Source organism: Amycolatopsis sp. PSD-21, assembly GCF_055561455.1.
This window is the reverse complement of the sequence record NZ_CM145712.1, coordinates 2,178,519-2,201,183: the sequence shown is the minus strand read 5'-3', so window position 1 is coordinate 2,201,183 and position 22,665 is coordinate 2,178,519. Positions and strand designations below refer to the sequence as shown.

The 22,665-nt window shown below is 69.2% G+C and carries 19 protein-coding genes; 11 read left to right on the top strand and 8 right to left on the bottom strand.

What is annotated here, in order from left to right; genetic code table 11:
* Window positions 1–15 precede the first annotated feature (15 nt).
* The 3 genes from ACZ1DY_RS10750 (at window position 16) to ACZ1DY_RS10740 (ending at window position 3,331) form a co-directional block, all read left to right on the top strand.
* Window positions 16–864, top strand: coding sequence for a class I SAM-dependent methyltransferase (locus tag ACZ1DY_RS10750; RefSeq protein WP_465484233.1), 849 nt, complete (start codon window positions 16–18; stop codon window positions 862–864).
* Entirely contained in the window at window positions 861–2,639 is a 1,779-nt protein-coding gene (locus ACZ1DY_RS10745) for a choline/carnitine O-acyltransferase (protein WP_465484232.1), read from the top strand. The genes ACZ1DY_RS10750 and ACZ1DY_RS10745 overlap by 4 nt, the downstream gene beginning before the upstream one ends.
* A 149-nt stretch (window positions 2,640–2,788) precedes the next feature.
* Window positions 2,789–3,331: a DUF4232 domain-containing protein gene (locus ACZ1DY_RS10740; RefSeq protein WP_465484231.1), complete on the top strand. Its 543-nt coding sequence runs from the start codon at window positions 2,789–2,791 to the stop codon at window positions 3,329–3,331.
* Between the two features lie 4 nt (window positions 3,332–3,335).
* Here ACZ1DY_RS10740 and ACZ1DY_RS10735 read toward each other — a convergent pair whose 3' ends face one another.
* Window positions 3,336–3,776, bottom strand: a complete 441-nt coding sequence (locus ACZ1DY_RS10735; RefSeq protein ID WP_465484230.1) for a hypothetical protein — start codon at window positions 3,774–3,776, stop codon at window positions 3,336–3,338.
* A gap of 15 nt (window positions 3,777–3,791) precedes the next feature.
* Window positions 3,792–5,129 carry an LVIVD repeat-containing protein gene (locus ACZ1DY_RS10730; protein ID WP_126735649.1) on the bottom strand — a complete coding sequence of 446 codons (1,338 nt, stop codon included), beginning with the start codon at window positions 5,127–5,129 and terminating at the stop codon, window positions 3,792–3,794.
* A 100-nt stretch (window positions 5,130–5,229) separates the two neighbouring features.
* On the opposite strand from ACZ1DY_RS10730, the gene ACZ1DY_RS10725 reads away from it, so the two are divergent.
* A complete protein-coding gene (locus ACZ1DY_RS10725; protein WP_465484229.1) occupies window positions 5,230–6,672 on the top strand; it encodes an ABC transporter substrate-binding protein in 1,443 nt (480 codons plus the stop codon).
* On the opposite strand, the gene ACZ1DY_RS10720 is transcribed toward ACZ1DY_RS10725, so the two are convergent.
* Entirely contained in the window at window positions 6,652–7,551 is a 900-nt protein-coding gene (locus ACZ1DY_RS10720; protein WP_465484228.1) for a LysR family transcriptional regulator, read from the bottom strand. The two genes, ACZ1DY_RS10725 and ACZ1DY_RS10720, sit on opposite strands and share 21 nt — an antisense overlap.
* A gap of 71 nt (window positions 7,552–7,622) precedes the next feature.
* Here ACZ1DY_RS10720 and ACZ1DY_RS10715 point away from each other — a divergent pair, with 71 nt between their 5' ends.
* Window positions 7,623–8,657: an SDR family oxidoreductase gene (locus tag ACZ1DY_RS10715; protein WP_465484227.1), complete on the top strand. Its 1,035-nt coding sequence runs from the start codon at window positions 7,623–7,625 to the stop codon at window positions 8,655–8,657.
* A 202-nt stretch (window positions 8,658–8,859) separates the two neighbouring features.
* On the opposite strand, the gene ACZ1DY_RS10710 is transcribed toward ACZ1DY_RS10715, so the two are convergent.
* Window positions 8,860–9,600: an SDR family oxidoreductase gene (locus tag ACZ1DY_RS10710; RefSeq protein ID WP_465484226.1), complete on the bottom strand. Its 741-nt coding sequence runs from the start codon at window positions 9,598–9,600 to the stop codon at window positions 8,860–8,862.
* A gap of 221 nt (window positions 9,601–9,821) precedes the next feature.
* Between ACZ1DY_RS10710 and ACZ1DY_RS10705 the strand changes: the two genes are divergently transcribed.
* Entirely contained in the window at window positions 9,822–10,229 is a 408-nt protein-coding gene (locus ACZ1DY_RS10705; protein WP_126735611.1) for a YegP family protein, read from the top strand.
* 156 nt (window positions 10,230–10,385) lie between these two features.
* Entirely contained in the window at window positions 10,386–11,477 is a 1,092-nt protein-coding gene (locus ACZ1DY_RS10700) for a substrate-binding domain-containing protein (RefSeq protein WP_126735609.1), read from the top strand.
* Window positions 11,478–11,549: 72 nt separating this feature from the next.
* Here the strand turns inward: ACZ1DY_RS10700 and ACZ1DY_RS10695 are convergent, their stop codons facing one another.
* The 3 genes from ACZ1DY_RS10695 to ACZ1DY_RS10685 all read right to left on the bottom strand — a co-directional run bounded on the left by ACZ1DY_RS10695 (window position 11,550) and on the right by ACZ1DY_RS10685 (window position 16,938).
* Window positions 11,550–13,442: a S8 family peptidase gene (locus ACZ1DY_RS10695; protein ID WP_465484225.1), complete on the bottom strand. Its 1,893-nt coding sequence runs from the start codon at window positions 13,440–13,442 to the stop codon at window positions 11,550–11,552.
* Window positions 13,443–13,678: 236 nt separating this feature from the next.
* A complete protein-coding gene (locus ACZ1DY_RS10690) occupies window positions 13,679–14,587 on the bottom strand; it encodes a sortase (RefSeq protein ID WP_465484224.1) in 909 nt (302 codons plus the stop codon).
* Window positions 14,584–16,938 carry a hypothetical protein gene (locus ACZ1DY_RS10685; RefSeq protein ID WP_465484223.1) on the bottom strand — a complete coding sequence of 785 codons (2,355 nt, stop codon included), beginning with the start codon at window positions 16,936–16,938 and terminating at the stop codon, window positions 14,584–14,586. Before ACZ1DY_RS10685 ends, ACZ1DY_RS10690 begins: the two co-directional genes overlap by 4 nt.
* Window positions 16,939–17,197: 259 nt before the next feature.
* On the opposite strand from ACZ1DY_RS10685, the gene pstC reads away from it, so the two are divergent.
* The 4 genes from pstC (at window position 17,198) to ACZ1DY_RS10665 (ending at window position 21,757) form a co-directional block, all read left to right on the top strand.
* Complete coding sequence (gene pstC / locus ACZ1DY_RS10680; RefSeq protein ID WP_465484222.1) at window positions 17,198–18,187, top strand: phosphate ABC transporter permease subunit PstC; 990 nt, start codon at window positions 17,198–17,200, stop codon at window positions 18,185–18,187.
* On the top strand, window positions 18,187–19,311 hold the full coding sequence (gene pstA, locus ACZ1DY_RS10675) for a phosphate ABC transporter permease PstA (RefSeq protein WP_257488532.1): 1,125 nt from the start codon (window positions 18,187–18,189) through the stop codon (window positions 19,309–19,311). Before pstC ends, pstA begins: the two co-directional genes overlap by 1 nt.
* A gap of 101 nt (window positions 19,312–19,412) precedes the next feature.
* A complete protein-coding gene (locus ACZ1DY_RS10670; protein WP_192746877.1) occupies window positions 19,413–20,204 on the top strand; it encodes a phosphate ABC transporter ATP-binding protein in 792 nt (263 codons plus the stop codon).
* The gene (locus ACZ1DY_RS10665) at window positions 20,201–21,757 is read left to right on the top strand and encodes a substrate-binding domain-containing protein (protein WP_465484221.1); all 1,557 of its coding nucleotides are present in this window, start codon (window positions 20,201–20,203) and stop codon (window positions 21,755–21,757) included. Before ACZ1DY_RS10670 ends, ACZ1DY_RS10665 begins: the two co-directional genes overlap by 4 nt.
* Here the strand turns inward: ACZ1DY_RS10665 and ACZ1DY_RS10660 are convergent.
* A complete protein-coding gene (locus tag ACZ1DY_RS10660) occupies window positions 21,754–22,665 on the bottom strand; it encodes an NADP-dependent oxidoreductase (protein ID WP_465484220.1) in 912 nt (303 codons plus the stop codon). The genes ACZ1DY_RS10665 and ACZ1DY_RS10660 overlap by 4 nt on opposite strands.

Genomic DNA, 22,665 nt, shown 5'->3' with positions numbered 1-22,665 from the left:
GTCAGGAGCTTGGCCGTGCCTTTCGATTCGACCGGCAAGATCTCTTTCGACCACATCTACACCGAGCCCGATCCCCGTGCGTTCTTCGGTACTTTGCGCAGACTGGACTACGACATCCCGCAGCAGGCGAAGGCCTACTTCGCGAAACTGATCGACGAGTACCGCGCGGAGGCAGGCGTCGCGGTCCCGACGGTGCTCGACCTCGGCTGTTCCTACGGCGTCAACGCGGCGCTGCACCGCTGCGGCACCTCGATGGAGCGGCTGTACGACCACTACCGGGACGGCGAGCCGCTGAGCCGGGACGAGCTGATCGCGCGGGATCGCCGGATGGTCGGAGAGCTCACCGCCGGTGACGGTGTCCGCTTCATCGGCCTCGACGCCTCCGCGCCCGCTCTGGACTACGCGCTGGCCGCGGGCTTCATCGACGAAGCGATCCACGCGGATCTGGAGAGCGAAGACCCGACGGAGGAGCAGCGCGCGCTGCTGGCCGACGTCGACATCGTCATCTCGACCGGCTGCGTCGGCTACGTCACGGAGAAGACCCTCGTCCGGATAGCGCGGGAAAACCAGCCGTGGATGGCGCATTTCGTCCTGCGGATGTTCTCCTACGGGCCGGTCGCCGAGAGCCTGGCCGACTTCGGGTACGAGACGACCGGCATCGACGGCGTGTTCCGGCAGCGGCGATTCGCCTCGGATGAGGAACAGTCGCAGATCTTGGACAATCTGTCCGTCGCGGGCGTCGACCCGCGTGGGCTGGAGGACGGCGGCCGCCTGTACGCGCGGCTGTACGTCTCCCGGCCGAACGGCGCGGCGGGCGGGCTCGCCTCCGCGCTGAACGCCCTTCCCCTTCGAGATCAAGGATGATCGTGAGCAGTCCGGAACCGTCCACCCGCACGTTCGGCAACGAGGACATCCTGCCGCGGGTCCCCGTCCCCAGCCTGGAGGACACCTGCCGCCGGTTTCTCGAGTGGTGCTCGCCGCTGCTCACCCCCGGCGAACTCGCGGCGACCGAAGGCGCCGTCGCCGAGTTCCTCGCGGAAGGAAGCCCGGCGCACGAACTGCAGAGCGCGCTCGAGGCCTACGACAAGCGGGAAGGCGTCCGCAGCTGGCTCGACACCTTCTGGCCGTACCGCTACCTCGGCCGCCGCGACCGGATCGCGCTCAACGCGAACTTCTTCTTCCTGTTCACCGAATCCCCGCTGGGTCAGCTGGAGCGCGCGGCCGAACTGGCGGCGTCGGCGGTGGACTACAAGCTGAAGCTCGACGAGGAACTGGTACCGCCGATCGTGCTGCGCGGGCAGCCGCAGTCGATGGTGCAGCACAAGTTCCTGTTCTCGGCGACGCGGATCCCCGGCGTCGTGCAGGACACCGCGCGCACGCCGTACCGCGAGGACTGGCCGGGGCCGTCGAAGGCGCGGCATATCGTGGTCTTCCACCGCGACACCCCGTTCCGGATGGACGTCATCGCGCCGGACGGCCGCCCGTATTCCCCCGATCAGCTGGTCGCGGGACTGCAGACGATCGTGAAGTCGGGGAACTTCGTCGAAGACCCGCGGACCGCCGCCGGGCATTTCACCACCAAGGCGAGGGCGGAGTGGGCGTCGACGCGGGAAGCGCTGCTCGCCGCCGGGAACGCGGCCGCGCTCGACGACATCGAGACGGCGTTGTTCTGCCTGTGCCTGGAGGACTTCACGCCGGCGAACACGCAGGAGGCGTGCGACAACCTGCTGCACGGCGACAGCGGGAACCGCTGGTTCGACAAGGCCGTTTCGCTGATCGTGTTCGAAGACGGCACGGCGGGGATCAACGTCGAGCACTGCGAACTGGACGGTACCACGATCCTCGGGTTCACCGACGCGCTGCTGAGCGGAACAAGGCTGGAGCGGCCGCCGGCCGACGGCGTCCCGTCGTCGGAGGTCATCGAGTTCGTCCTGGGTGAAGCGCTGCGCGAGGATGCCCGCGCCGCTGCCGCGTCCTTCGCCGAGTACGCCGACGCGACCGCTACGAAGACGGTGTCCTTCACCGACTTCGGCGCGAAGCGGGCGAAGGAGCTGGGGATGTCCCCGGACGCCTTCGCACAGATGGCGTACCAGCTCGCGCACAAGCGGGCGAAGGGGATCACCGGCGCGACGTACGAGTCGATCGCGACGCGGCAGTACCAGAACGGGCGCACCGAAGCGATGCGAGTGGTGACGCCCGAGGTGCAGTGGTTCGTCCAGGTGATGGACGACCCGCAGGCCGATCGGCAGACGCGTCAGGCGGCCTTCCGCGCGGCGGCCGCGAAGCACGTCACGCGGGCGAAGGAGTGTCAGGCGGGTGACGCGCCGGAGCAGCACCTGTGGGAGCTGCAGCTGATCCAGAAGCGGCGCGGCGTCGAGGACTCCCCGGCGCTGTACTCGTCACCCGGCTGGTTGAAGATGCGCGACGACTACCTGAGCACCAGCTCGGCGCCGTCGGTGAACATCCAGTACTTCGGCTTCGGGTCGACCAGCCCGCAGTGCATCGGTGTCGCGTACGTGCTACTGCCGGAGTCGCTGAATCTGTACCTGTGCACGCCGAAGCACGTGGCACACGAGATGGAGCTGTTCGCGACCGAACTGGACAACGCGATTCGGGAGCTGCAGGAGTTGCTGGCCTGAGTTCTGTGGTGGGCCGTCGGGCGACCGGCCCACGCGTGCCGCGAAAGCCACTTTCGGGACGTCTGATGTCCCGAAAGTGGCTTTCGCGACATGGCGAGCCGCACCAAGTCCGTGAAGGGGGCCTTCACGGACTTGGATAAGGTTTCGGCGTGCTGGGGAAACTGGGGTTGGCGAGTGGACTGCTGCTCGTCGTGGCGGGGTGCGGTGCGCCGCCGCCACCGGCGCCGGTCCCCCAGCCCGCGCCCACGCCGGTGCCGGGCACCGTCGAACCGGCGGGCTGTCTCGGCACCGGGGTCACGGTGAAATCCGGGCCGGTCGAGGCCGCGCTGGGCCATCGCGCGATCGTGCTCACCCTCACCAACTGCGGCACGACACCGCGCACGCTCACCGGCTACCCCGAAGTCCGCTTGCTGGACAAGGAAAAGCGGCCGATGGCGGTCGAGGTCGAGCACGGGACGTCGTACATGGCGATCGATCCCGGTGTCAGCGCGCAGACGATTCAACCCGGCGCGACACTGCTCTCGGTCGTCTCGTGGTCGAACACTGTCACCGTGGGTTCGCCGGAAGCAGGCGCCTACCTGACGGTCGCGGCCGCGAATGGTGACCCGGAGCAGCGGATCACGGTCGACACCGACCTCGGGACCACGGGCAAGCTGACGCTGACCGCTTGGAACCCGAAGCTGAAAAACTGAGCCGCTACATCGTGCTCGACCGCAGGAACGCCTGTTCGGAGCCCTCGACCACGAAAGCGGTCCGCGCCTTGGTGGTCGTGGGCAGGCCACAGGACAGCCACGCCACGCCGGGCGTCAGGAGCCCCTTCAGCTGTTTCGGCACGTCCGGAACCCCTGCCTTGCACTTGAGGTCACTGATCACCTTCGACACGGCTTCGGGTCGAAGTTTCACCACCGCGGACAGCTTGAAGACGGACGGTCCGGGTGCCTCGATCCGGCCTTCCGAGGCGCCCATCCTCTCCTCGACCCACGAGGCCGCGACGATCTCGCCCAACTCCGGGAAATCCTCGGCGACCGGCGCCGAATCGGTCCGGACGGCCATCTCCGCAGGCGGTGGCGGCGAGGAGCAGGCCGCGATCAGGACGACCGCGGCCGTGATCCCCAAAGTCTTCCCCATGGTGCGCATGGGGAAGATCCTGCCTCAAGCCGTGAGCTTCAGGATGTCGATTCCGCGAGTGTTGTCGGCGACATAGACGTAGCCCTTGTGCCAGTAGGGCGCCCACGCGCTGGCGTCCGCCGGGCGGAAGTAGGCGATCTGCTTCGGGTCGGTCGGGTCGCTGACGTCGAGGAACCGCGTGCCCTGCGCGTAGAACGACTGCACGAGGACCTTGCCGCGGATGTCGAAGTAGTGCGCGGAGCAGTCACCCGACGCCGGGTCGCTGCCTTCCTGCCCGGCGACGCTCCAGGTGCCGACGGACTTGAGGCGGAACGGCTTCTCCGGCGTCGAACGCCAGCCTTCGCCGTTGTAGGAGTTCTGCAGCGACGAGATCGTCAGCACGCCGTCACCGGCACACCCGTCGAGGAAGGACTCTTCGGTGGCGTAGATCAGGTCGCGGCCGCGCCAGCGGTTCGAGTCGGCGCCGTCGGCCGAGCGGTGCCCGGCCGGGTGGAAGCTGTTGTGCATGAACTTCGACGGCGCCGCCGTCTCCTCGATCCCGCCGCCCGCGTAGGGCACCGGGTCGAACGGCGTCGCGCGGCGAACCTTGCCTTGCACGGGATCGCGGTGATAACCGCTGGTCCAGTAGCCGCGGACGCCGCCACGGCCGGACACCCACGCCACGCCCTCGGCGTCGACCTGGACGTCGTGCACGTAGTCGGTCTTGCCGTCGTTGCGGGCGAGTTCGATCGGGTTCGGGAACGTCTTGGGGTTGCGCGGATCGCGGATGTCGGTCACCCAGATCGGGCGGCCGCCCCACTCCGCGGGCTGGTTCGCGGCCTTCGCGGGGCCGCCGGTCCACAGGTACCGGCAGTCGTCGACGCAGCTGGTCGTGTGACCGGCGGGCACCTTGGTGTAGCTCAAGAGGACCGGTTTGTCCGGGTTCTTCAGGTCGATGATGTAGATACCGGACTCGCCGGTCTGCGTGGTGCCGCCGTAGGCCCGCGGGTCACGCGCGAGGAAGACGAGCTTGCGCTTGACGTCGACCTCGGTGTCCTCGGTCTCCCACAGACCGGGGAGGCTGACCTCGCCGATCAGCTTCGGCGCGGTCGGGTTCTTCGTGAGGTCGTAGACCTTCAGGCCGAACTCGCCGGAAACGGCCATGACGTCACGCTTGCCGTACTGCAGGAACCCCATGGCGATGGCGCCTTGCGCGTCGGGCACGTTGCCGACGGCCTTGACGTTCTTCACCGCGCCGGGGGCACCCGCGACCCGGACCTTCTCGCCTGCCGGCTTGTCCTCCTCGCCGCAGGCCGCGGCGGGCAGGCCGGTGGCGATCAGGGTCGCGGTGACCGTGGCGAGCGCCAGGCACGAACGGAGCAACCAGTTTCCTCGCACAGAAACCTCCCAGGCTGGTCCCTGCACCCTATGATCGCCACTTTGCCCGCACAACCGCCAATGGTCGGTGTGGGACTGCTATGACATGACCATGCGCTTGCGTCTTCTGGTCCCGCTCCTGGCCGCCGCCCTGGTCGCGGTGAGCTGCACGGAATCCGGCGAACCGCCCGCACCGGACGTTCTTCGCGTGGGCTTGGCCGCTCCGGCGACCCTGCTGCCGGCCGACGTCCACGACCAGTCCGGGCGGATGCTCGCCGGCGCGCTGTGGACGCCGCTGGCCGACTACGACCCGGCGACGGGCAAGACGGCGCCGCGGGCGGCCGAATCGTTCACCAGCGCCGACCGGATCACGTGGACGGTGAAACTCAAGGACGGCGGGAAGTTCCACGACGGCACCCCGGTGACCGCGCAGTCCTATGTGGACACCTGGAAGGCGATCGGCGCGGAGCAGTGGCAGGCGTCTCGGGTGGTCAAGGATCTCCTGCGCGCCAAGGAGATCAGCGCTCCGGATCCGCTGACCATCCGGCTCGTGCTCGACCGGCCGTCGGGTCAAATTCCGGCGCTGCTGTCGTCGCCCGCCCTGGTCCCGTTGCCCGCATCAGTACTGACTTCGCGCGATTGGGCCGGTTTCGCGCTACGGCCCGTCGGCAACGGGCCGTTCCGGCTGGAGGGCACGTGGCAGCCCTCGGGCGGCAAACTGATCCGCGTGACGGACGCGCCAGGCAAGGCGCGCGTGATCGAGCTCAAGACCGGCGACGCGGCGGCGCAATACGACGAGGTCAAGGCCGGGAAGCTCGACCTTTCCACGTTCGTCCCCGGCGATCGCCACGAGGCCATGCACGCCGATTTCGCGCAGCGGCACGTGATGTGGGCCCTGCCCACCGTCGCCTACCTCGGATTTCCCCTGACCGCACCGCATTTCTCCGACGCGACCGTCCGGCACGGCTTCGCGCTCGGGATCGATCGCGCGGCGCTGGAGGCCGGCGCCCTCGGCAAGCAGGTGGATCCGGCGAAGTCGCTGCTGCCACCCGCCGTCGCGCCGGGTGAGCGCAGCAGCACCTGCCGCCCCTGCACCTTCGACGCCGGAGCGGGGAAATCCCTGTTGACCCAGGCGGAGTTCCCGGCCACACCTGTCCACTTCGGACAGTCACAGGCGAATTGGCTGCGCCCGCTCGCGGAGCAGGTCACCGCGGCCGTCGGCGTCCCGCTCGCCCCGGAGCCCGGACAGGGTCCGTTCGCGATCGACGTGGCCCTGCTGACGCCGAGCCCGCAGGAGGTGCTGGCCGAGATCGCGAAGGCGACCGGATACCAGAGCGATGGGTTCGCCGACCTGCTGAAATCGGCCGAGGAGATCGAAGCGGGCGAGAGCGGCGAGGTCTACCGGCTGGTGGAGAACCACTTGCTCCGGGACCTCCCGGTCGTGCCGCTGTGGTCCGGGCACGGGCACGCCGTCTGGGCGGACCGGGTCGGCGACGTCAAGGCGACGGCGTTCGGCGGCGTGGACCTGTCAGGTGCCACCGTGCGGTGATCCGAGCGTGCACTCCCCCGCGACGACGTCGATGAAGGCCGAGGTCAGCGGGTCGGGCGTGCTGCGGCAGTAGGCGGCGAGCGTTCGCCGGATCGCCGGTTCGGGCCGCAGGACGCGGCCGCGGAAACCTTCGGGCAGGACGTTGGCCGGGACCAGCGCGGGGCCGAGTCCGGCCGCCGCGAGCACCGGGGCCGCCGCGCTCTGCTCGGTCCGGACCGCGGCCCTCGGCTGGAAACCCGCCGCGGCGCACGCCTGGTCGACGAGGTCGGCGAGCCCGTTGCCCGGCGCGTAGTGCACCCACGCACAGTCCGCGAGGGTCGCCAGATCGACGACGCCGGTGCCGTCGTCCTCGCGCGGCCCGTCGATCGGCAGGACCACGACGAACTCCTCGGCACCGATTTCGCGGACCGGCCCGTCCCAGCCCGGCGGGACCGGGCCGACCGCGACGTCGGCCTCCCCCGCCGCCATGGCCTCCCGGAGCTCGTCCGCGTGCCGGAACTCCACCAGCCGGACGTCGACCTCCGGCCGCTCCCGGCGCCAGACCCGCAACGCCGTGGGAAGGACCCCGATGCCGACCGAGTAGACCGTCGCGATCTGGAGTTCCCCGGCCTCCAGCCCGGACGCCTGCCGGGCGGCGCACCGCGCGCGTTCGGCGTCGGCGAGAGTGGCGCGGGCGTGCGGCAGCATGGCGCGGCCCATCGGGGTGAGCCGGACGCTGCGCGGCAGCCGTTCGAGCAGCGGGCCGCCGACGCCCTTCTCCAGCGCGCGCACCTGATGCGACAGCGCGGGCTGCGTCACGTGCAGCAATTCGGCGGCCTTGGTGAAAGAGCCGGTGTCGACGACGGTCACCAGGTACTCGAGTTGCCGCAAACTGGTCATGAAGAGAGTTTATCGGAGTGGTGCTATCTATGCCTTGGACTTATCCTCGGGGTGGGTCCAAGCTCGATGACATGAACGAAGAACGCAAGGTCGCCCTGGTCGCCGGGGCCAACGGGGTCATCGGCAAGAACCTGATCGAACACCTGGAGACCCTGCCGGGCTGGCGCGTCATCGGCCTGTCGCGGCGCGGCGGCCCGGGTCAGATCGCGGTCGACCTGCTCGACGCGGACGACACCCGCGCGAAACTCGGCGGCCTGGACGACGTCACGCACGTGTTCTACGCGGCCTATGTCGACAAGCCGACCTGGGCGGAACTGGTCGCGCCGAACCTGGCGATGCTGACCAACCTCGTCGACGCGATCGAACCCACCGCGCGCGGGCTGCGCCACATCAGCCTCATGCAGGGCTACAAGGTCTACGGCGCCCACCTCGGCCCGTTCAAGACCCCGGCGCGCGAGGACGACGCCGGGCACATGCCGCCCGAGTTCAACGTCGATCAGCAGTCCTTTTTGGAGCGGCGCCAAGCGGGGAAGACCTGGACCTGGTCGGCGATCCGGCCGTCGGTGGTCGGCGGGACCGCGCTGGGCAACCCGATGAACCTCGCGCTGGCCATCGCGGTCTACGCGTCGATCTCGAAGGAACTCGGGCTGCCGCTGCGGTTCCCCGGCAAACCCGGCGCGTACGACAGCCTCCTGGAGATGACCGACGCCGGGCTGCTGGCGAAGGCCACCGTGTGGGCGACCGGCTCGGAGAACGAGGCGTACAACATCGCGAACGGAGACCTGTTCCGGTGGAGCGACCTCTGGCCGCGGATCGCGCGGTACTTCGACCTGGAGGTGGCGCCGCCGCTGCCGATGTCGCTGGAGGTCGTCATGGCGGACAAGGAAGAACTCTGGAACTCGATCGCCGCGAGGTACGGCCTCGACGTGCCCTACAGCGCCGTTTCGTCGTCGTGGGGCTTCGCGGACTTCGTGTTCGGCTGGGACTACGACATGTTCGCGGACGGCTCGAAGGCACGGCGGGCGGGCTTCCACGAGTACGCGGAGACGTCGGCGATGTTCTTCCGGCTGTTCGACGAGTTCCGGAAGGCGAAGGTGATCCCGTAGGCCGGAGGCTTCGGGGGTGGTCGCCGGCCGAGTGGAGGTTGCGAAAGTGGCTTTCGCAACGCCCGACGAGCGGAGAAAGAGCCCCTCGCCACGATGTCGCGGCAGTTCAGGGCAGCTCGCGGTCAGGCGTGTCGCGAAAGCCACTTTCGCGACACGTCCCTCCACCGCGGACCAGGAGAGCCCGGGGTGAAGAGAAGTCCCTTCAGCCGCGCCCGATGTACGGCATCGCGGTCGCCGTGACGGTCAGGAACTGCACGTTCGCGTCCAGCGGCAGCCCGGCCATGTACAGCACGGCGTCCGCGACGTGGCGGGCGTCGAAGGTCGGCTCGGCCTTGACGCTGCCGTCGGCCTGCGGGATCCCGTCGGCCATCCGCAGCGTCATCTCGGTGGCGGCGTTGCCGATGTCGATCTGTCCACATGCGACGTTCCAGGCGCGTCCGTCGAGGGAGATCGCCTTCGTCAGCCCGGTCACCGCGTGTTTCGTCGCGGTGTAGGCGACGGACGCGGGGCGCGGGGCGTGCGCGGAGATCGAGCCGTTGTTGATGATCCGGCCGCCGCGCGGGTCCTGCGCCTTCATCAGCCGCACGGCCTGCTGCGCGCACAGGAACATCCCGGTCAGGTTCGTGTCGACGGCGCGTTTCCAGTCCGCGAAGGACAGTTCGTCGACGGTTCCGCCCACCGAAACACCCGCGTTGTTCACCAGGAGATCCAGCCGCCCCCACTCAGCGCGGACCGTCTCGAACAACGCGGCGACGGAATCGGGATCGGCGACGTCCGTGGGCACGGCAAGCGCGTTCTGATCACCCTCGGCGGTCTCGGCCAGCGCGTCCGCGCGGCGGCCGGCGAGGGCGACCCGGTAGCCGGCGCCGAGTAACGCGCGCGAGATCTCCCTGCCGAGCCCGGAACCCGCCCCGGTGACGACCGCGGTCCTGCCGTTGCCCATCGAACCTCCTCGCAGACCGTGCCGGACCGATCCGGCTCGGTGATTGTTTTCCGATTACCCGCGTCCGTTCAGGCTAGCGCGCCGCCGTCGAAGGAAAACGTTCACCCGTCGGCCGTCGCGCCTTCACGAAAACCGGTAACCCCTTCACCACATCGCGGCGATTCACCGGATGTGATCAGGGGGAATTCACACCGTTCACCTCGCCGTCAGGACGGTGAACGGTGAAGAAGAATCCACGCTTTCAGCTCGTCCAGACCGGCGAGCAGACCATTCGATGGCGGCTGCTCGGCGGCAACAACGTGTCGCTGGGTTCGGCGCCCGACGACTATCCGCGAGCCGAGGAATGCCTCGCCGCGATCGCCTGGCTCAGCTCGCACGTCTCCGAGCTGACCAGCGATTTCAGTCATCTCAGCGGTGGACGCTGGCGCTGGCGCCTGCATCGGGAGGACCGGATCGTCGCGATCGCCAGCCACGCATACGGACGGCGTATCGAGGCGCAGCGCGGCCTCGACAGATTCCGCTCGGCCACCACCGAGGCGTCCATCGGCGAAGGGATCGAGACGATAGCCGATTGGCGCCGGAAATACCGGCGTGATTCCGGCGGTATTTCACCGAATCGTTCTCCGTGACGGCCGCTCACGGAAAGTGTGTTCCCCGGAGATTAACCACCAGGACGTCGGGCGGGAACGCGAAGCACCGCCGCCGGACAGTGTTGCGGAGCGAGGATTGGGCCAAGTCACGGAATCCCGTGACGACTTGGGGACTAGAGAAAGAGTGCAAACAAGATGCGTGCTCGTACCACTCGGTTTCTCGGCGCCACCGCGATCGCCGCGTGTGCCTGCCTCACCCTGACCGGCACCGCCTCGGCGGTCGCCCCGGCCAACGGCCTCGAAGACGTCCTGGCCGCGGCGGGCTCGGACACCACCGTCGACATCACCGGCGCGATCCTGGCCAACGCCAACGGCGCCGCCTGGAACAGCGACCCCGACAACCACGTCAACATCCCGCCGCTGCTCGCCGCGGGCGGCACCTTCACCGTTCCCGGTGACCTGTACGCCGACGAGGTCGTCTACAACACCACGACCACCCTGCCGCCGAACGGCTCGTCCCAGGGCAAGGCCGCGCTCAAGGCCTCCGGTGACGCGGGTGACGGCAAGATCGACATCGCGCGGTCGTCGTCGCCCCGCGGCTCGTCCGACCCCGCGTCGTTCGAGTACTACTCCTTCGCCACCGACGGTGTCACCTGGTCCTCCTCGGCGACCGGTTCGGGCGCGGGCCTGTCCCTCACGCTGGCGCAGCTGCGCGGCATCTACGACGGCTCCATCACCAACTGGAACCAGGTCGGTGGCGCCAACGCCGCCATCGTCGTCTACCTGCCCCAGACCGGCTCCGGCACGCTGAGCTTCTTCACCACCACCGTCCTCGGCTTCGACCCCACCACCAAGCCGGTCACCATCAAGCGGTTCCAGGAGCACGACGGCAACTCGATCCCCGCCGCCGACCGCGCCAACGCGATCGCCCCGTTCTCGATCGCGCAGTGGATCGCCCAGGGCAACGCGGTGACCGCGGACAAGCGCGCGGGCTTCACCGTGAACCCGCTGACCGGCGCCGGCTTCGACGGCTCCCCGGTCGCCGGCTCGGCCGGTAACTACACCCCGGCCTTCACCACGGCGTTCCTGGGTTCGCGCAGCGTCTACCACGTGCTCGACACCCGCACGCCGAGCTACGACCAGGCCCAGCGCGCCGTCGGTTTCGCCGCCGGTGACACGGCCGCGACCGCCAGCCCGCTGTGCGGTGGCCAGCTCGCCACCACCATCAAGCGGTACGGCTTCCTGACCGTCTCCGGCCCGAACGGCCTGTCCTGCGTCAAGTCCTGACCCCCTCCTAGCGCGTGAAGGCCCCCTTCCTTCGGCTGAGCCGAGGGAAGGGGGCCTTCACGCGCTACAGGATTACTTCGGGGCGACGCCCAGCGCGGCGAGCGCCGGGCCGGTCATGATCACGCCCGCGCCGGTGACCGGGTCGAAGCCCGGGGCGCCGAGGTCGATCGCGGTCGACACGAGCGCGTTCCGGATCTCCGCCTGGGTCGCGGCAGGCTTGCCCTGCTTCAGCAGCGCGGCGATGGCGGCGGCGCTCGGCGCGGCGGCCGAGGTCCCGAAGAACGGCTGGAAGCCGCTCACCGAGGTCGCGACGCCGTCGGCCGCGGTGATGTCCGGCTTGTTCCGCGTCGCGCCACCGGTCGAGGACACGTTACCGGGGGTGATCACCGAACCGTCCGGGTTGTAGAACTGGTGACGGCGACCGTCCGAAGTGAACCGCTCCCACTTGCTGGCGGTGGTGAACAGCCCCGGGTACGGACCGGCCGGGTTCGCCGGGTCACCGGCTTCGAGCGCGCGGCCGAAAGCGACGGCGGCCGGAGCGGCCGCGACGCTGAAGGCGTTGACGGCCGCCGAGTGTCCGGAGGTGACACCGTTGGTGCTGAAGGCTTTCAGGTCACCCGAGGCGACGAAGCGGCCGCGGATCACGTTGAGCGCGATGAACCGGTCCTCACCGCTGTACTTGACCACGGCGACCTTGAAGCCCGAGCCGCTGGCCGGGACCTGGGCGATCTCGTACGGGTTCTGGGTGCCGTTCTGCGCGCCTTCGCTGGAGGCGACGACCGCGCCGGACGAGTTCAGGACGAACAGGTCGTAGTCGCTGGTGGCCTTGCCCCACGGGTCGGACCAGAACAGGGTGACGTAGCGGCCGACCGAGTTCGGCGAAAGCGCGTTGTACAGCTGGGTCGTGGCGCTCGGGTCGAAGTCGTGCGGCGTCCCGGTGATCCCGGAGATCTTGCTGGCGGACCCGCGGAAGTCACCCTCGTAATAGCCGCTGGTGCCGTCGGTCAGGTTGCCCGAGTTCCCCGCGGAGGAGAAGTAGAGCGCGCCGTCGGCGGTCACGTCGTTGACGGCCTGCGCGACGGGGCCGTCCTGGAACGGCGACTCGTCGAAGTAGGAGACGTCGTCGACGATGATCGTGCACTTGCCGGTGGTACGCAGAGCGCGGATGTTGTCGGCGAAGCTCTGCTCGCTGGTGAAGGCGGTCGCGAAACCGAGCGCGGCGCCGGGCGCCATGTCGTGGATGATCTCCAGCATCGCGGTGCCTTCGTCACCGCTGCCTGCCTGACCGGGGAGGACGTCGACGGCGGGGAGTTCGCCGGCGGTCTGCGACGCCTGGAGCGACTTGATGCCGTCCGAGAGCACGCAGACCTTCTGGCCCGCGCCGGTGACGCCGTACTTGGTGCGGGCGGTGTCGTTGCCGTGCGCCTTGTCGCCCTCGGCGACCTGCAGCGCGGCGGCGGTCTTCTTGGCCGCGGCCTGCCGCCGGTCCTGCGGGGCGGACTCGTTCCAGGTCATGGCCTGGGAGGCGGCCTTGACCTCGGCGACGTCACCGCGTCCGGCGATCGCGTCGACGGCGGTCAGGGGGAGGTCTGCGCGGATCGCACCGGCGGGTGAGGCGTAACGGACGGTGCCGCCCGCCGCCTTGACGGCGTTCACCAGGCCCGGTCCGGCGCCCTTGATGTCCACCGCGACCGTACCGGCGTCGCTGACGCCCAGCCCGGTCCGGTACTCGGGCAGCTTGCCCGCCAGGCCCTTGTCGGCGCGGAGACGCTTCTCGACGACGAGCTGGCTCGACTGCTTGCGCTCGGCCGGGGTGAGGCTCTTCTTGATGCTCTGCAGCGCGCTGATCCCGGCCTGGGTGCGCACCTCTTCCGACGGCTGGGCACCGGAAACGGCGGTCGACAGCAGCAAGGCGCCGACCGCGACCGGAACCGAGCATGTGACCACCCGGCTGAATCTGCTCATTGAAATCTCCCTGTTCCCACACGGCACAGCCCGTGACAGGAATTCCTTCGGCCGCCCGAATGAATTACCCCTGACCGGGTGTAATGGGGAGAATCTAAAGAGCGATCAGTGAGGAGTCCACCGACCAAAGTCGGTATCGGGGGAAGATCCACATGCTGGGAATGATTTCGGTCCGAAAAGACCGAAATCGCTCCAGGTCGTGTCCTGTACCGCGAACATGATTTGCAGGACGCGGCCTAGGCCCAAGCCGGGAAAAGCCGCCAAAGCGCCAACGCCGCCAGCGACGCCAAGGTGAGCAGCACCGGACCGGTGATGACGTAGGTGGAGACCGGCCGCCACCGGCGGTAGAGGAACGTCGCCCCGGCCGCCGCCACCACGAACCCGCCGAAGGCCAGCACGAGCCCGGCCCACGCGTCGGAGTCGCCGGTCCGGCCGTCCTGCGCGTCCGCCTTGCCGTTCTGCGGGGTTGGCCGGAACGGCCTGCCCTCCAGGACCGCGGTCACCACGGTCGCTTCCTCCGACGCCAGCGGCCACCAGGACGCCGAGGTCACCAAGGTCAGCCGATCGTTCTGCGTCTTGCCGTAGTCCGCCCCCTCGTCGAGCGGGCGGGTGGCCTTCTCGGTCACGCGGTAGACGGATTTGCCCTGAGTCGTCGCGACGACGATTTCGTCACCGGGCTCCAGTGCCTCCAGCGAACCGAACGGACCACCGTAACCCGCGTTGCGCGCCACGATCGCGGCGTTGCCAGGCTGCCCCGGTCCGGCGGTGCCCGGTACATGGCCCGGCCCGGACGCGGTCTCCCCGCTCGATGCGCCTTCGACGACGACCTGCTGCAACTTCAGCGCGGGAATCTCCAGGACGGCGACCGGCTTGCCGAACTCGACCGGCTCGGTGGGCGGAGGCGCACCGAAGAGGCTTTGGCTGGCCCCCAGCGCCAGGCCGATCTCGCCGCGGATCTCGGTCAGCGCCTTCCGCTGGTCGCTCGACTGGAGCATCGGCCCCAGCGCGTAGACGACCAGGGCCAGCGCCACCAAAGTGGTGACCAGCCAGGCGGCAAGGACGGTGCCGATCCATCCCGGACCGAAACTCAGGAAGCGGGCTTCCGGTTCGGGTGCCGCGTGCCTGCCTTCGACGGTGGTGCTCACGCCGCTCCTCCTGCCGATTTACCCCGCAGGAGGCCGAAGAGCATGGCGAACGCGGCGGCGATCTCGGCCAGCGCGACGACCAGCCACCTCGGCACCGGGCGTCCGGCGGCGACGTACGCCGTCGCGGACGGGAGCGTCGCCAGGATCACCAACGCCACCAAGGGAATCAGCGCGCCCAGCACTCCCGCGCCCGCGAACTTCGGGATGTCGATCGACTCGGCGAGATTCTTGGCCGCCAGCACGCTTTCCGGGGTCGGAGCGGCCGCGGGGGCGGGTCCGGTGGCGGCAACCGTCGCCGACGTCCCGGCGGGTGAACCCGTTCCCCCGCTGGGGCCGGTCAGCGAGGAATTGGCGGCCGTCGTGGCACCGGTCCCGCCCGCCGGCGGCGGATTCTTCGCTTCTTCCCTTTCCTGGCAGGCTTCCTGGACCGTGCCGGTGCCGATCTTGGCCACTCGCGCCGGAACGGTGGCCGCCAGGCCGGGGCTCAACGGGGTCATCCCCGGCGGGAGCAGCGACTGGCCGTAGCCGCTCGCCAGTTCGGCGACCGCCTTCAGCTGTGCCTGCTTCTCGGTCATCGGCTTGCAGGTCGCGTCGATCAACGGATTGACCGGCGCGGCCAGGTATTCCACGAAGGTCAGCGGGTACGCGCCGTCCTTGGTCACGGTGCCCGGCTGCACGGTCCCGTCCTCGCCGACCTTCATCGAATCGGCGGCCAGTTGCAGGCTTTCCTTGGTCGGTGCGACGAAGTTCCCCTTGCCGTCCGGAAGCGCGACCGGCGCCCAGCCGTAGGCCCTCGCCGTCGCGAGATCGGTGACGACCCAGCTCATGCAGCCGCCGGTGCAGACGAATCCCGTTCCCACGACGCCGTTCTGCACCGTCTTGCGCACGGCGAGCTGACCGGTTTTCGCATCGACGTTGCGCAGCGAGAGAGCGCCGGGATCGAGCGCGTTGAGGTCGGAGATCACCCCCGGTGATTTCCCGTCCAGCTCACCGAAGTAATCGGTCCCCTTCTTGGGGAACACCCAAGCCGCCGGTGCGGCACCCGCGAGCACCTTGCTCAACGCGAGCGGGATGGTGCCCGGTCCGGATTCCCCGGTCACTCCGAAGAAGTCCAGACTCTCGGCGCCAGCCCTCGCCCTGGCCGCGTTCGCATCGTTCTCCCGCGTGACGGAGGCGAGCGCCGGATTGCGGCCGACCAGCGGGGTCCCGTTCCGGAAGATTCCGCCCCGGCCGTCCAGATCGGGTTGCTGCCCGCCCTTGGTGATCATGTTCGCCACTTCGTCGTGGGTGAACCGCAGGGTGCCGGTGAACTTCGCGTTGAGCGAACTCCCGTTGTCGTCGGTGTCGGTCGGCGACCAGCCGACCGCGGCCACGACGGCCGCGTTGATCCCGACCGGGATGTACTGCCGGTCGCGGACGGTCTGGGTGGCGAGCGCGTTCCCGCTGCCGGTGATCACCAGATCCGAGTTGCCCTTGTCGAACGCGGTCAGGCCGGCGTCTTCCGTCTCGCTCACGATGTTCGCCGGCTGCTCGGCCTGCGTTGGCGCGCAGAGCGCCTGGTTCCAAGCGACCGCGGTGCGGCCGAGCCGCTCCGGCATGCTGGCGCTGATGGTGTTCTGACCGGCGCCCTTGCACCCTTCGACTCCGATCGCCTGCTGCGTCGGAGTGAAGGCGATCGAGGTGTCGATCCAGGTCACGAACGCGCCGTCCGCCTTCTTCGCGGTGATCGTGACCGCGACCGAACAGGGATTGTTCTCGTCGCACCGGAAGGAGTACTTGTTGCGGGTCTTCGCACCGGTCGCCGGATCGACGACGTCGGGATTGGCCGCCCAGGAGACCGTGGGCGGCTTGTCCGCCTGACCTTCGGCGTTCTTGTTGAAGGTGGTGTACAGCGGGTCCCAGATGATCGGTTTCGGGGTGGACGAGCCGAGCGGGATCTGGGTGTCGATGACGATGTCGCCGGTCCGGCTGCTCCGGCGGCCCGTGGCACTGTCCATATGCGCCGCGTCCGAGATGAACTCGTCCTTCAACCCACCGCAGTAGGCATTGACCCGCGCGCTGACGGAATTCTCCCGGTTCCACGGCGGTTTCCCCGCGACCTTGATCAGATTGTCCGGCAGGACCTTGGGGCAGACCTTCAGGGACGCCTGGGCACCGCTCGCCAATCCCGACACCGTGATCCGCACCGGTTCGCCGTTCCGGGCCGCCGACAGATCGGCGGGCTCGGTTTTGAGGGTGTACGGCGGGTTCGCCGGCGCTTGCGCCTGCGCCGCGGGGACGGACACCCCCGTGACCATCAGCACCCCGCAGATCAGCAAGATCCCGACTTGTCTCGCACGGACGAAGAACACGGACGACTCCCCAAGGTGCGCGGGCATACGGCGGAGAGCGGGACTCGATCACGAGCCGCGCCCGGAACCAACGTCCCCGAGTCGCCCGTTCGGGGTCAACCGCACCCGGACCCGCCCCGGCACAGATTCACACGCGCCCCGTCGGGCGTTCTCCGCTTGGACACCTTTCGCGGTTTCGGGCACCACATACTGGCCGCATCGAGGGGCGACGTGGTGTGCCCTGAACTCGTTTGCCCACCGATAAGAAGGAAGGCCGCTCGTGACCGTCGCGCCACCCCGGCCCGACCCGTCCCCACCGGGAACCCTGGTGCGACGGGCGATCACCGAAGTCCTTTCCCGGGCCGACCGGGCGTTCCGCCGGGTCACCACCGGCGCCGGGCTGGCCATGCTGGGAATCCTTCTGGTCATCGGCTTCTTCCTGGTCTACCGGTCCGGGCCCGCTTTCGACAACAGCGGCTTCGGGTTCTTCACCACCATCCGGTTCGACCCGGCCTCCGGCGTCCTCGGTGTGCTGGGACTGCTCTACGGGACGATCGTGGTCGCGCTCATCGCGGTCCTGGTCGCCGTGCCGCTGAGCATCCTCGCGGCGCTGTTCATCACCGAGTACTCCAGCGGCCGGATCCGCGGCTTCCTCACCGGCCTCGTCGACCTGCTCGCCGCCATTCCCAGCCTGTTGTACGGCCTGTGGGGATTCAGCTTCCTCGGCCCGCAGATCGTCCCGGTTTCGACGTGGCTGACCGAGAATCTCGGCTGGTTCCCCTTGTTCGCGTCCAAGGAGAACACGCTCTACATCCAGTCCATGTTCATCGCCGGGCTGGTGGTGTCCCTGATGGTCCTCCCGATCACGACCTCGGTGATCCGCGAGGTCTTCGCGCAGACTCCGCCCGGGGAAAAGGAAGCCGCGCTCGCACTGGGCAGTACCCGTTGGGGGATGGTCAAAACGGTCATGCTGCCCTTCGGCAGGGGCGGCATCATCGGCGGCTCGATGCTTGGACTGGGCCGCGCGCTCGGCGAGACGATCGCCGTTTCCCTGCTGCTGCCCCAGGTTCCGGAGATCACTAAGCACATCCTCCAGTTCGGCGGCGCGACCATCTCCGGGTTCATCGCCAACAACTCCGGCGCCTCGGGGCTCTTCCTGTCCGGGCTGATGGCGGCGGGGCTGGTGCTGTTCGTCTTCACCCTGGCCACGAACTTCACCGCATCGGTGATCATCTCCAAGAGCCGATCCGGTGCGGGAGTGGATGCCTGATGACCACGACAGTCACTCCCCCGGTCTCGTCCGGCCCGCGCAAACTCGTCAAACGCCGCCCGTCGGAGACCACCCGGCAGGATCGGCTGGCGGCGCTCGGCTGCGCGGTGTCGGCAACCCTGCTCACCTGGTTCGTCATGCATCTGCTGCTGGATTCACCCGGCTGGCTGGCGGATCTGATCGTCGCCTACCTGCTGTACCTGGCGATGCTCTACCTGGTCACCCGCGACCGCCTCGGCAGGCTCGCCGCGTCGGACCGGCTCGTCTCGACGATCGTGGTCTCCGGGGCGCTCACCCTGCTCGTCCCGTTGCTGTTCCTGTTGACCTACATCGTGATCGAGGGCGCGCCGTATCTACGCCTCGGCTTCTTCACCCACGACATGTCCGCGGTCGCGCCGACCGATCCGGTCACCGCGACCGGCGGTCTGCACGCGGTGGTCGGCACCCTTCAGCAGACCGCGCTGACCCTGGTGTTCGTCGTTCCGCTGGGCGTGCTCACCGCGATCTTCCTGAACGAGACCCGGTCGCGGTTCCGCCGCCCGGTGCGGATCATGGTCGACGCGATGAGCGGTCTCCCGTCCATCGTGGCCGGCCTGTTCATCTACGCGGCGCTGATCATCCCGGGTATCCAGGCGGGCGTGGGACTGTTCAGCTACAACGGTTTGATGGCCACCCTGGCACTGACGATGGTCATGCTGCCGACGGTGACGCGGACCGTGGACGTGGTGCTCCGGCTGGTCCCGGACGGCCTGCGCGAGGCGTCGCTGGCACTCGGCGCGAGCCGGGCGCGCACGGTGTGGTCGGTCGTGCTGCCCACCGCGCGCACCGGGGTCACCACCGCCGTGATCCTCGGGATCGCCAGGGTGGCGGGCGAAACGGCCCCGCTGCTGTTCACCTCGTTCGGCTCGCTCGCGATGAACGCCAACCCGTTCTCCGCGCCACAGGAGAGCATCCCGCTGTTCATCTTCCGCTTCATCAAGCAGCCGCTGGAGAACGTCCAGCAGCGCGGTTACGTCGGCGCGCTCGTGCTGATCCTCCTCATCTTCGGCCTGTTCGCGATCGCCAGGATCGTCGGACGCGACCGGTCGAAGCGCAAGGCGAAAAGAACGAAGGAGAACCGGTGACCGACACCACCGAATTGTCCACTGTGGACGATAGCGGGGAAAACCCGTACTCCACCGGCTATCTCACCCCCCGCGACGCGGAGGGCAGGCCTCAGGTCACTTTGACCGGCGGCCCGCCTCCCGGCGCGGCGGAACTCGAGTCGCGCGAAATCGGCGCCTGGTTCGGCGACCGGCTGGTCCTCGAAGGCGTGTCGTTGCGGATGCCCGCCAAAGAGGTGACCGCGCTGATCGGCCCGTCGGGCTGCGGCAAGTCGACCTTCCTGCGCATCCTCAACCGGATGCACGAGCTCGTCCCGTCCGCGTCGCTGACCGGCGAAGTCCTGCTGGACGGCCAGGACATCTACGCCGACGGAACCCGGCCGCAGCAGGTCCGGCTGCGCATCGGCATGGTGTTCCAGAAGCCGAACCCGTTCCCCGCGATGTCCATTCGCGACAACGTGCTCGCCGGGCTGAAACTCGCCGGCGTCAAATGCGACGACAAGAACGCGCTCGTGGAACAGAGTCTCGAACGCGCCGGGCTGTGGCGTGAGGTCCGCGACCGGTTGAGCTCACCCGGCGGCGCCCTCTCCGGTGGGCAGCAGCAGCGGCTCTGCATCGCCCGTTCGCTCGCGGTCCAACCGAACGTGCTCCTGATGGACGAGCCCTGCTCCGCCCTCGACCCGACGTCCACCCGGCGGATCGAGCAGACGATCGCCGAGATCGGGCACGAGGTGACCGTCGTGATCGTCACGCACAACATGCAGCAGGCCCAACGGGTTTCGGATCACTGCGCGTTCTTCCTCGCGGCCGAGAACGAACCCGGCCGGGTGATCGAACACGGTCCGACGGACACGATCTTCAACGCGCCGTCGGATGAACGCACCTACGACTACGTGAACGGGCGATTCGGATGACGACCTTGCGCAGAGTGGGCGCTTTGGGCGGGATCTCGGCGCTGCTGTTCTCGATTTCCGTGGCGGGCGCGCCCGGCGCGGCGGCGCTCAGCAGGGTCACGGGCTCGGGGTCCAGTTATGTCGGCGTGGCGATGACCGACTGGCAGAACGGCGCGACGTCGCGGGGTATCCCGGTCAACTACTCGGCGACCAACTCACCCGCCGGGGTCAACCAGTACGGCGACCGGACGGTCGACTTCGGCGGGACCGAAGCCGAGGTCTCCTCGCTGCTTGCCGCGGGCGGTGGCGGCGTGACCGCGCAGACCCGCGGCTACCAGTACGTCCCGGACGTCGCCGGCGCGGTCGCCGTCATGTACAACGTCACCGACCAGGCCGGGAAGCGGGTCGACTACCTGCACCTGACCCGTGAGGTGATCGGCCGGATCTTCAGCCGGGACATCACCCGCTGGAGTGATCCGGCGATCACCGCGACCAACGGCGGGAAGTCGCTGCCGGACCAGCCCATCACGCTGGTCGGGCGGACCGGGCAGTCCGGGACGACGGCGCTGTTCTACGACTTCGTCGCGCACGCGGCACCCGACGCGTACCAGCGTTTCGTCGCCCGCAACGTCGGCAACGGGATGGGCAGCCTGCCCGCCGGGGTGCGCCCGATCCAGCTGCCCGAACGAGGACCGGACGCCGACTGGTACCGGCTGCTCGCGGACTCGGACCAGATCGCGCAGGCCATCGGCAAAGCGACCATCCCGTTCTCGATCGCCTACGACGAATTCGCCTACGCGCAGCGCCACAACGTGCCGTCGGCATGGGTGCAGAACGGCGCGGGGCAGTACACGCAGCCCTACGCGGAGAACATCGCCTCCGCGCTGAAGCACGCGGAACTCCGCCCGGACCTCAGCCAGAAACTCGACAAGGTCTACTCGAACGCGGATCCGAAGACGTACCCGATTTCGGCGTACTCCTACATCATGATGCCGTGCACGAGCGGCCGGGACACCTGCCGCGGCGGCTATGGCGACCAGGGCAAGACCGACACGATGACCGCGTTCCTCGAACACGTCGCCTGCGACGGCCAGATCAACATGGCCCGGATCGGTTACTCGCCGTTGCCGCCGAACCTGTCGCAGGAGATCATGAACTCCAATTCGCGGCTCACCGGGCAGCCGCCGAAGCAGCTGAACGCGAGCAACTGCGCCAACCCGACCTTCCGCGGCAGTCTCGGCGCGGGCGCCACCAGCCCGCCCGACCCGCTGGTGACCGCCGGGATCATCGCCCCGAACGGCAAACCCGCGGCCGGGACGGGTGCTGCCGGACCGAACGCGTCGACCGGCCCGAGCACGGGTCCGGCCACCGGTGACAAGACCGCGACCGCGACGGCGAGCCCCGACGAGGAATCGGCGGGCGGCGGCTCGAAGAACTGGCGGGAAGCCGCACCGGCGTCCTACGACGAGGGCGGTTTCGGCGGTTTCGGCGGCTGGGCGGCGCTGGTGTTGTTCCTGGCGATCGTGACTCCGCTCGTGGTGCGCGGGGTGATCCGGAAACTGCGGGGCGCCTAGGGGAAGGTCAGCACGACCTTCCCCCGCCCGTGCCCGGTCTCGATCTCCCGGTGCGCCGCTGCGGCTTCGGTGAACGGATACGTCCGCCGCACCAGGAAACGCAGTTCTCCCTTCACGTACAACGACGCCAGCATCCCCAGCCGGTCGGCCGACCGGGTCCCGGTGACCACTCGCGCCCCGGCCTCGGGCGCGCGCCCGTGCTCGACCAGGGTCAGCACGCGGTCCGGATTCCCGACCAGCTCCAGCGACAGATCGAAGGCGACCCCGCCGGCCCCGTCCAGCGCCGCGTCGATTCCGGACGGCGCGAGGGCGCGCACCCGGTCGGCGAGGCCGTCGCCGTAGACGACCGGTTCGGCGCCGAGCGAGCGGACGTACTCCTGGTTCGCCTCGCTCGCCGTCCCGATCACCCTCGCCCCGCGCAGCGCGGCGAGCTGGACCGCGGCCGTGCCCACCGCGCCGGCCGCCCCGTGGATCAGCAGCGTCTCGCCGCGGGCGACCCGCAGGGCGTCCAGTGCCAGGTACGCCGTCTGCGTGCCCGCCGTGAACCCGCCCGCGACCTCCCACGGCATCTCAGCCGGCTTCGGCGTGACGTTCTCCGCGGGCACCACGATGTACTCGGCGTACGCCTGGACGGCCGTGAAGCCGAGCACCTCGGTCCCCGCGACGAGGCCGGTGACCCCGGAACCGACCTCGTCGACGACCCCGGCGAACTCGTTCCCCGGGACACGCGGCCAACGCAGCTCCAGGCCCGCGGGTTCCCAGCCCGCCCGCACGGCCGCGTCGTACGGCTGCACCCCCGCCGCCTTCACCCGCACCCGGACCTCCCCCGCCCCGGCGTGCGGCTCCTCCAACTCCAGCACCCGGAGCACTTCCGGGCCACCGGCTTCCGTGAACGCGGCCGCTTTCAT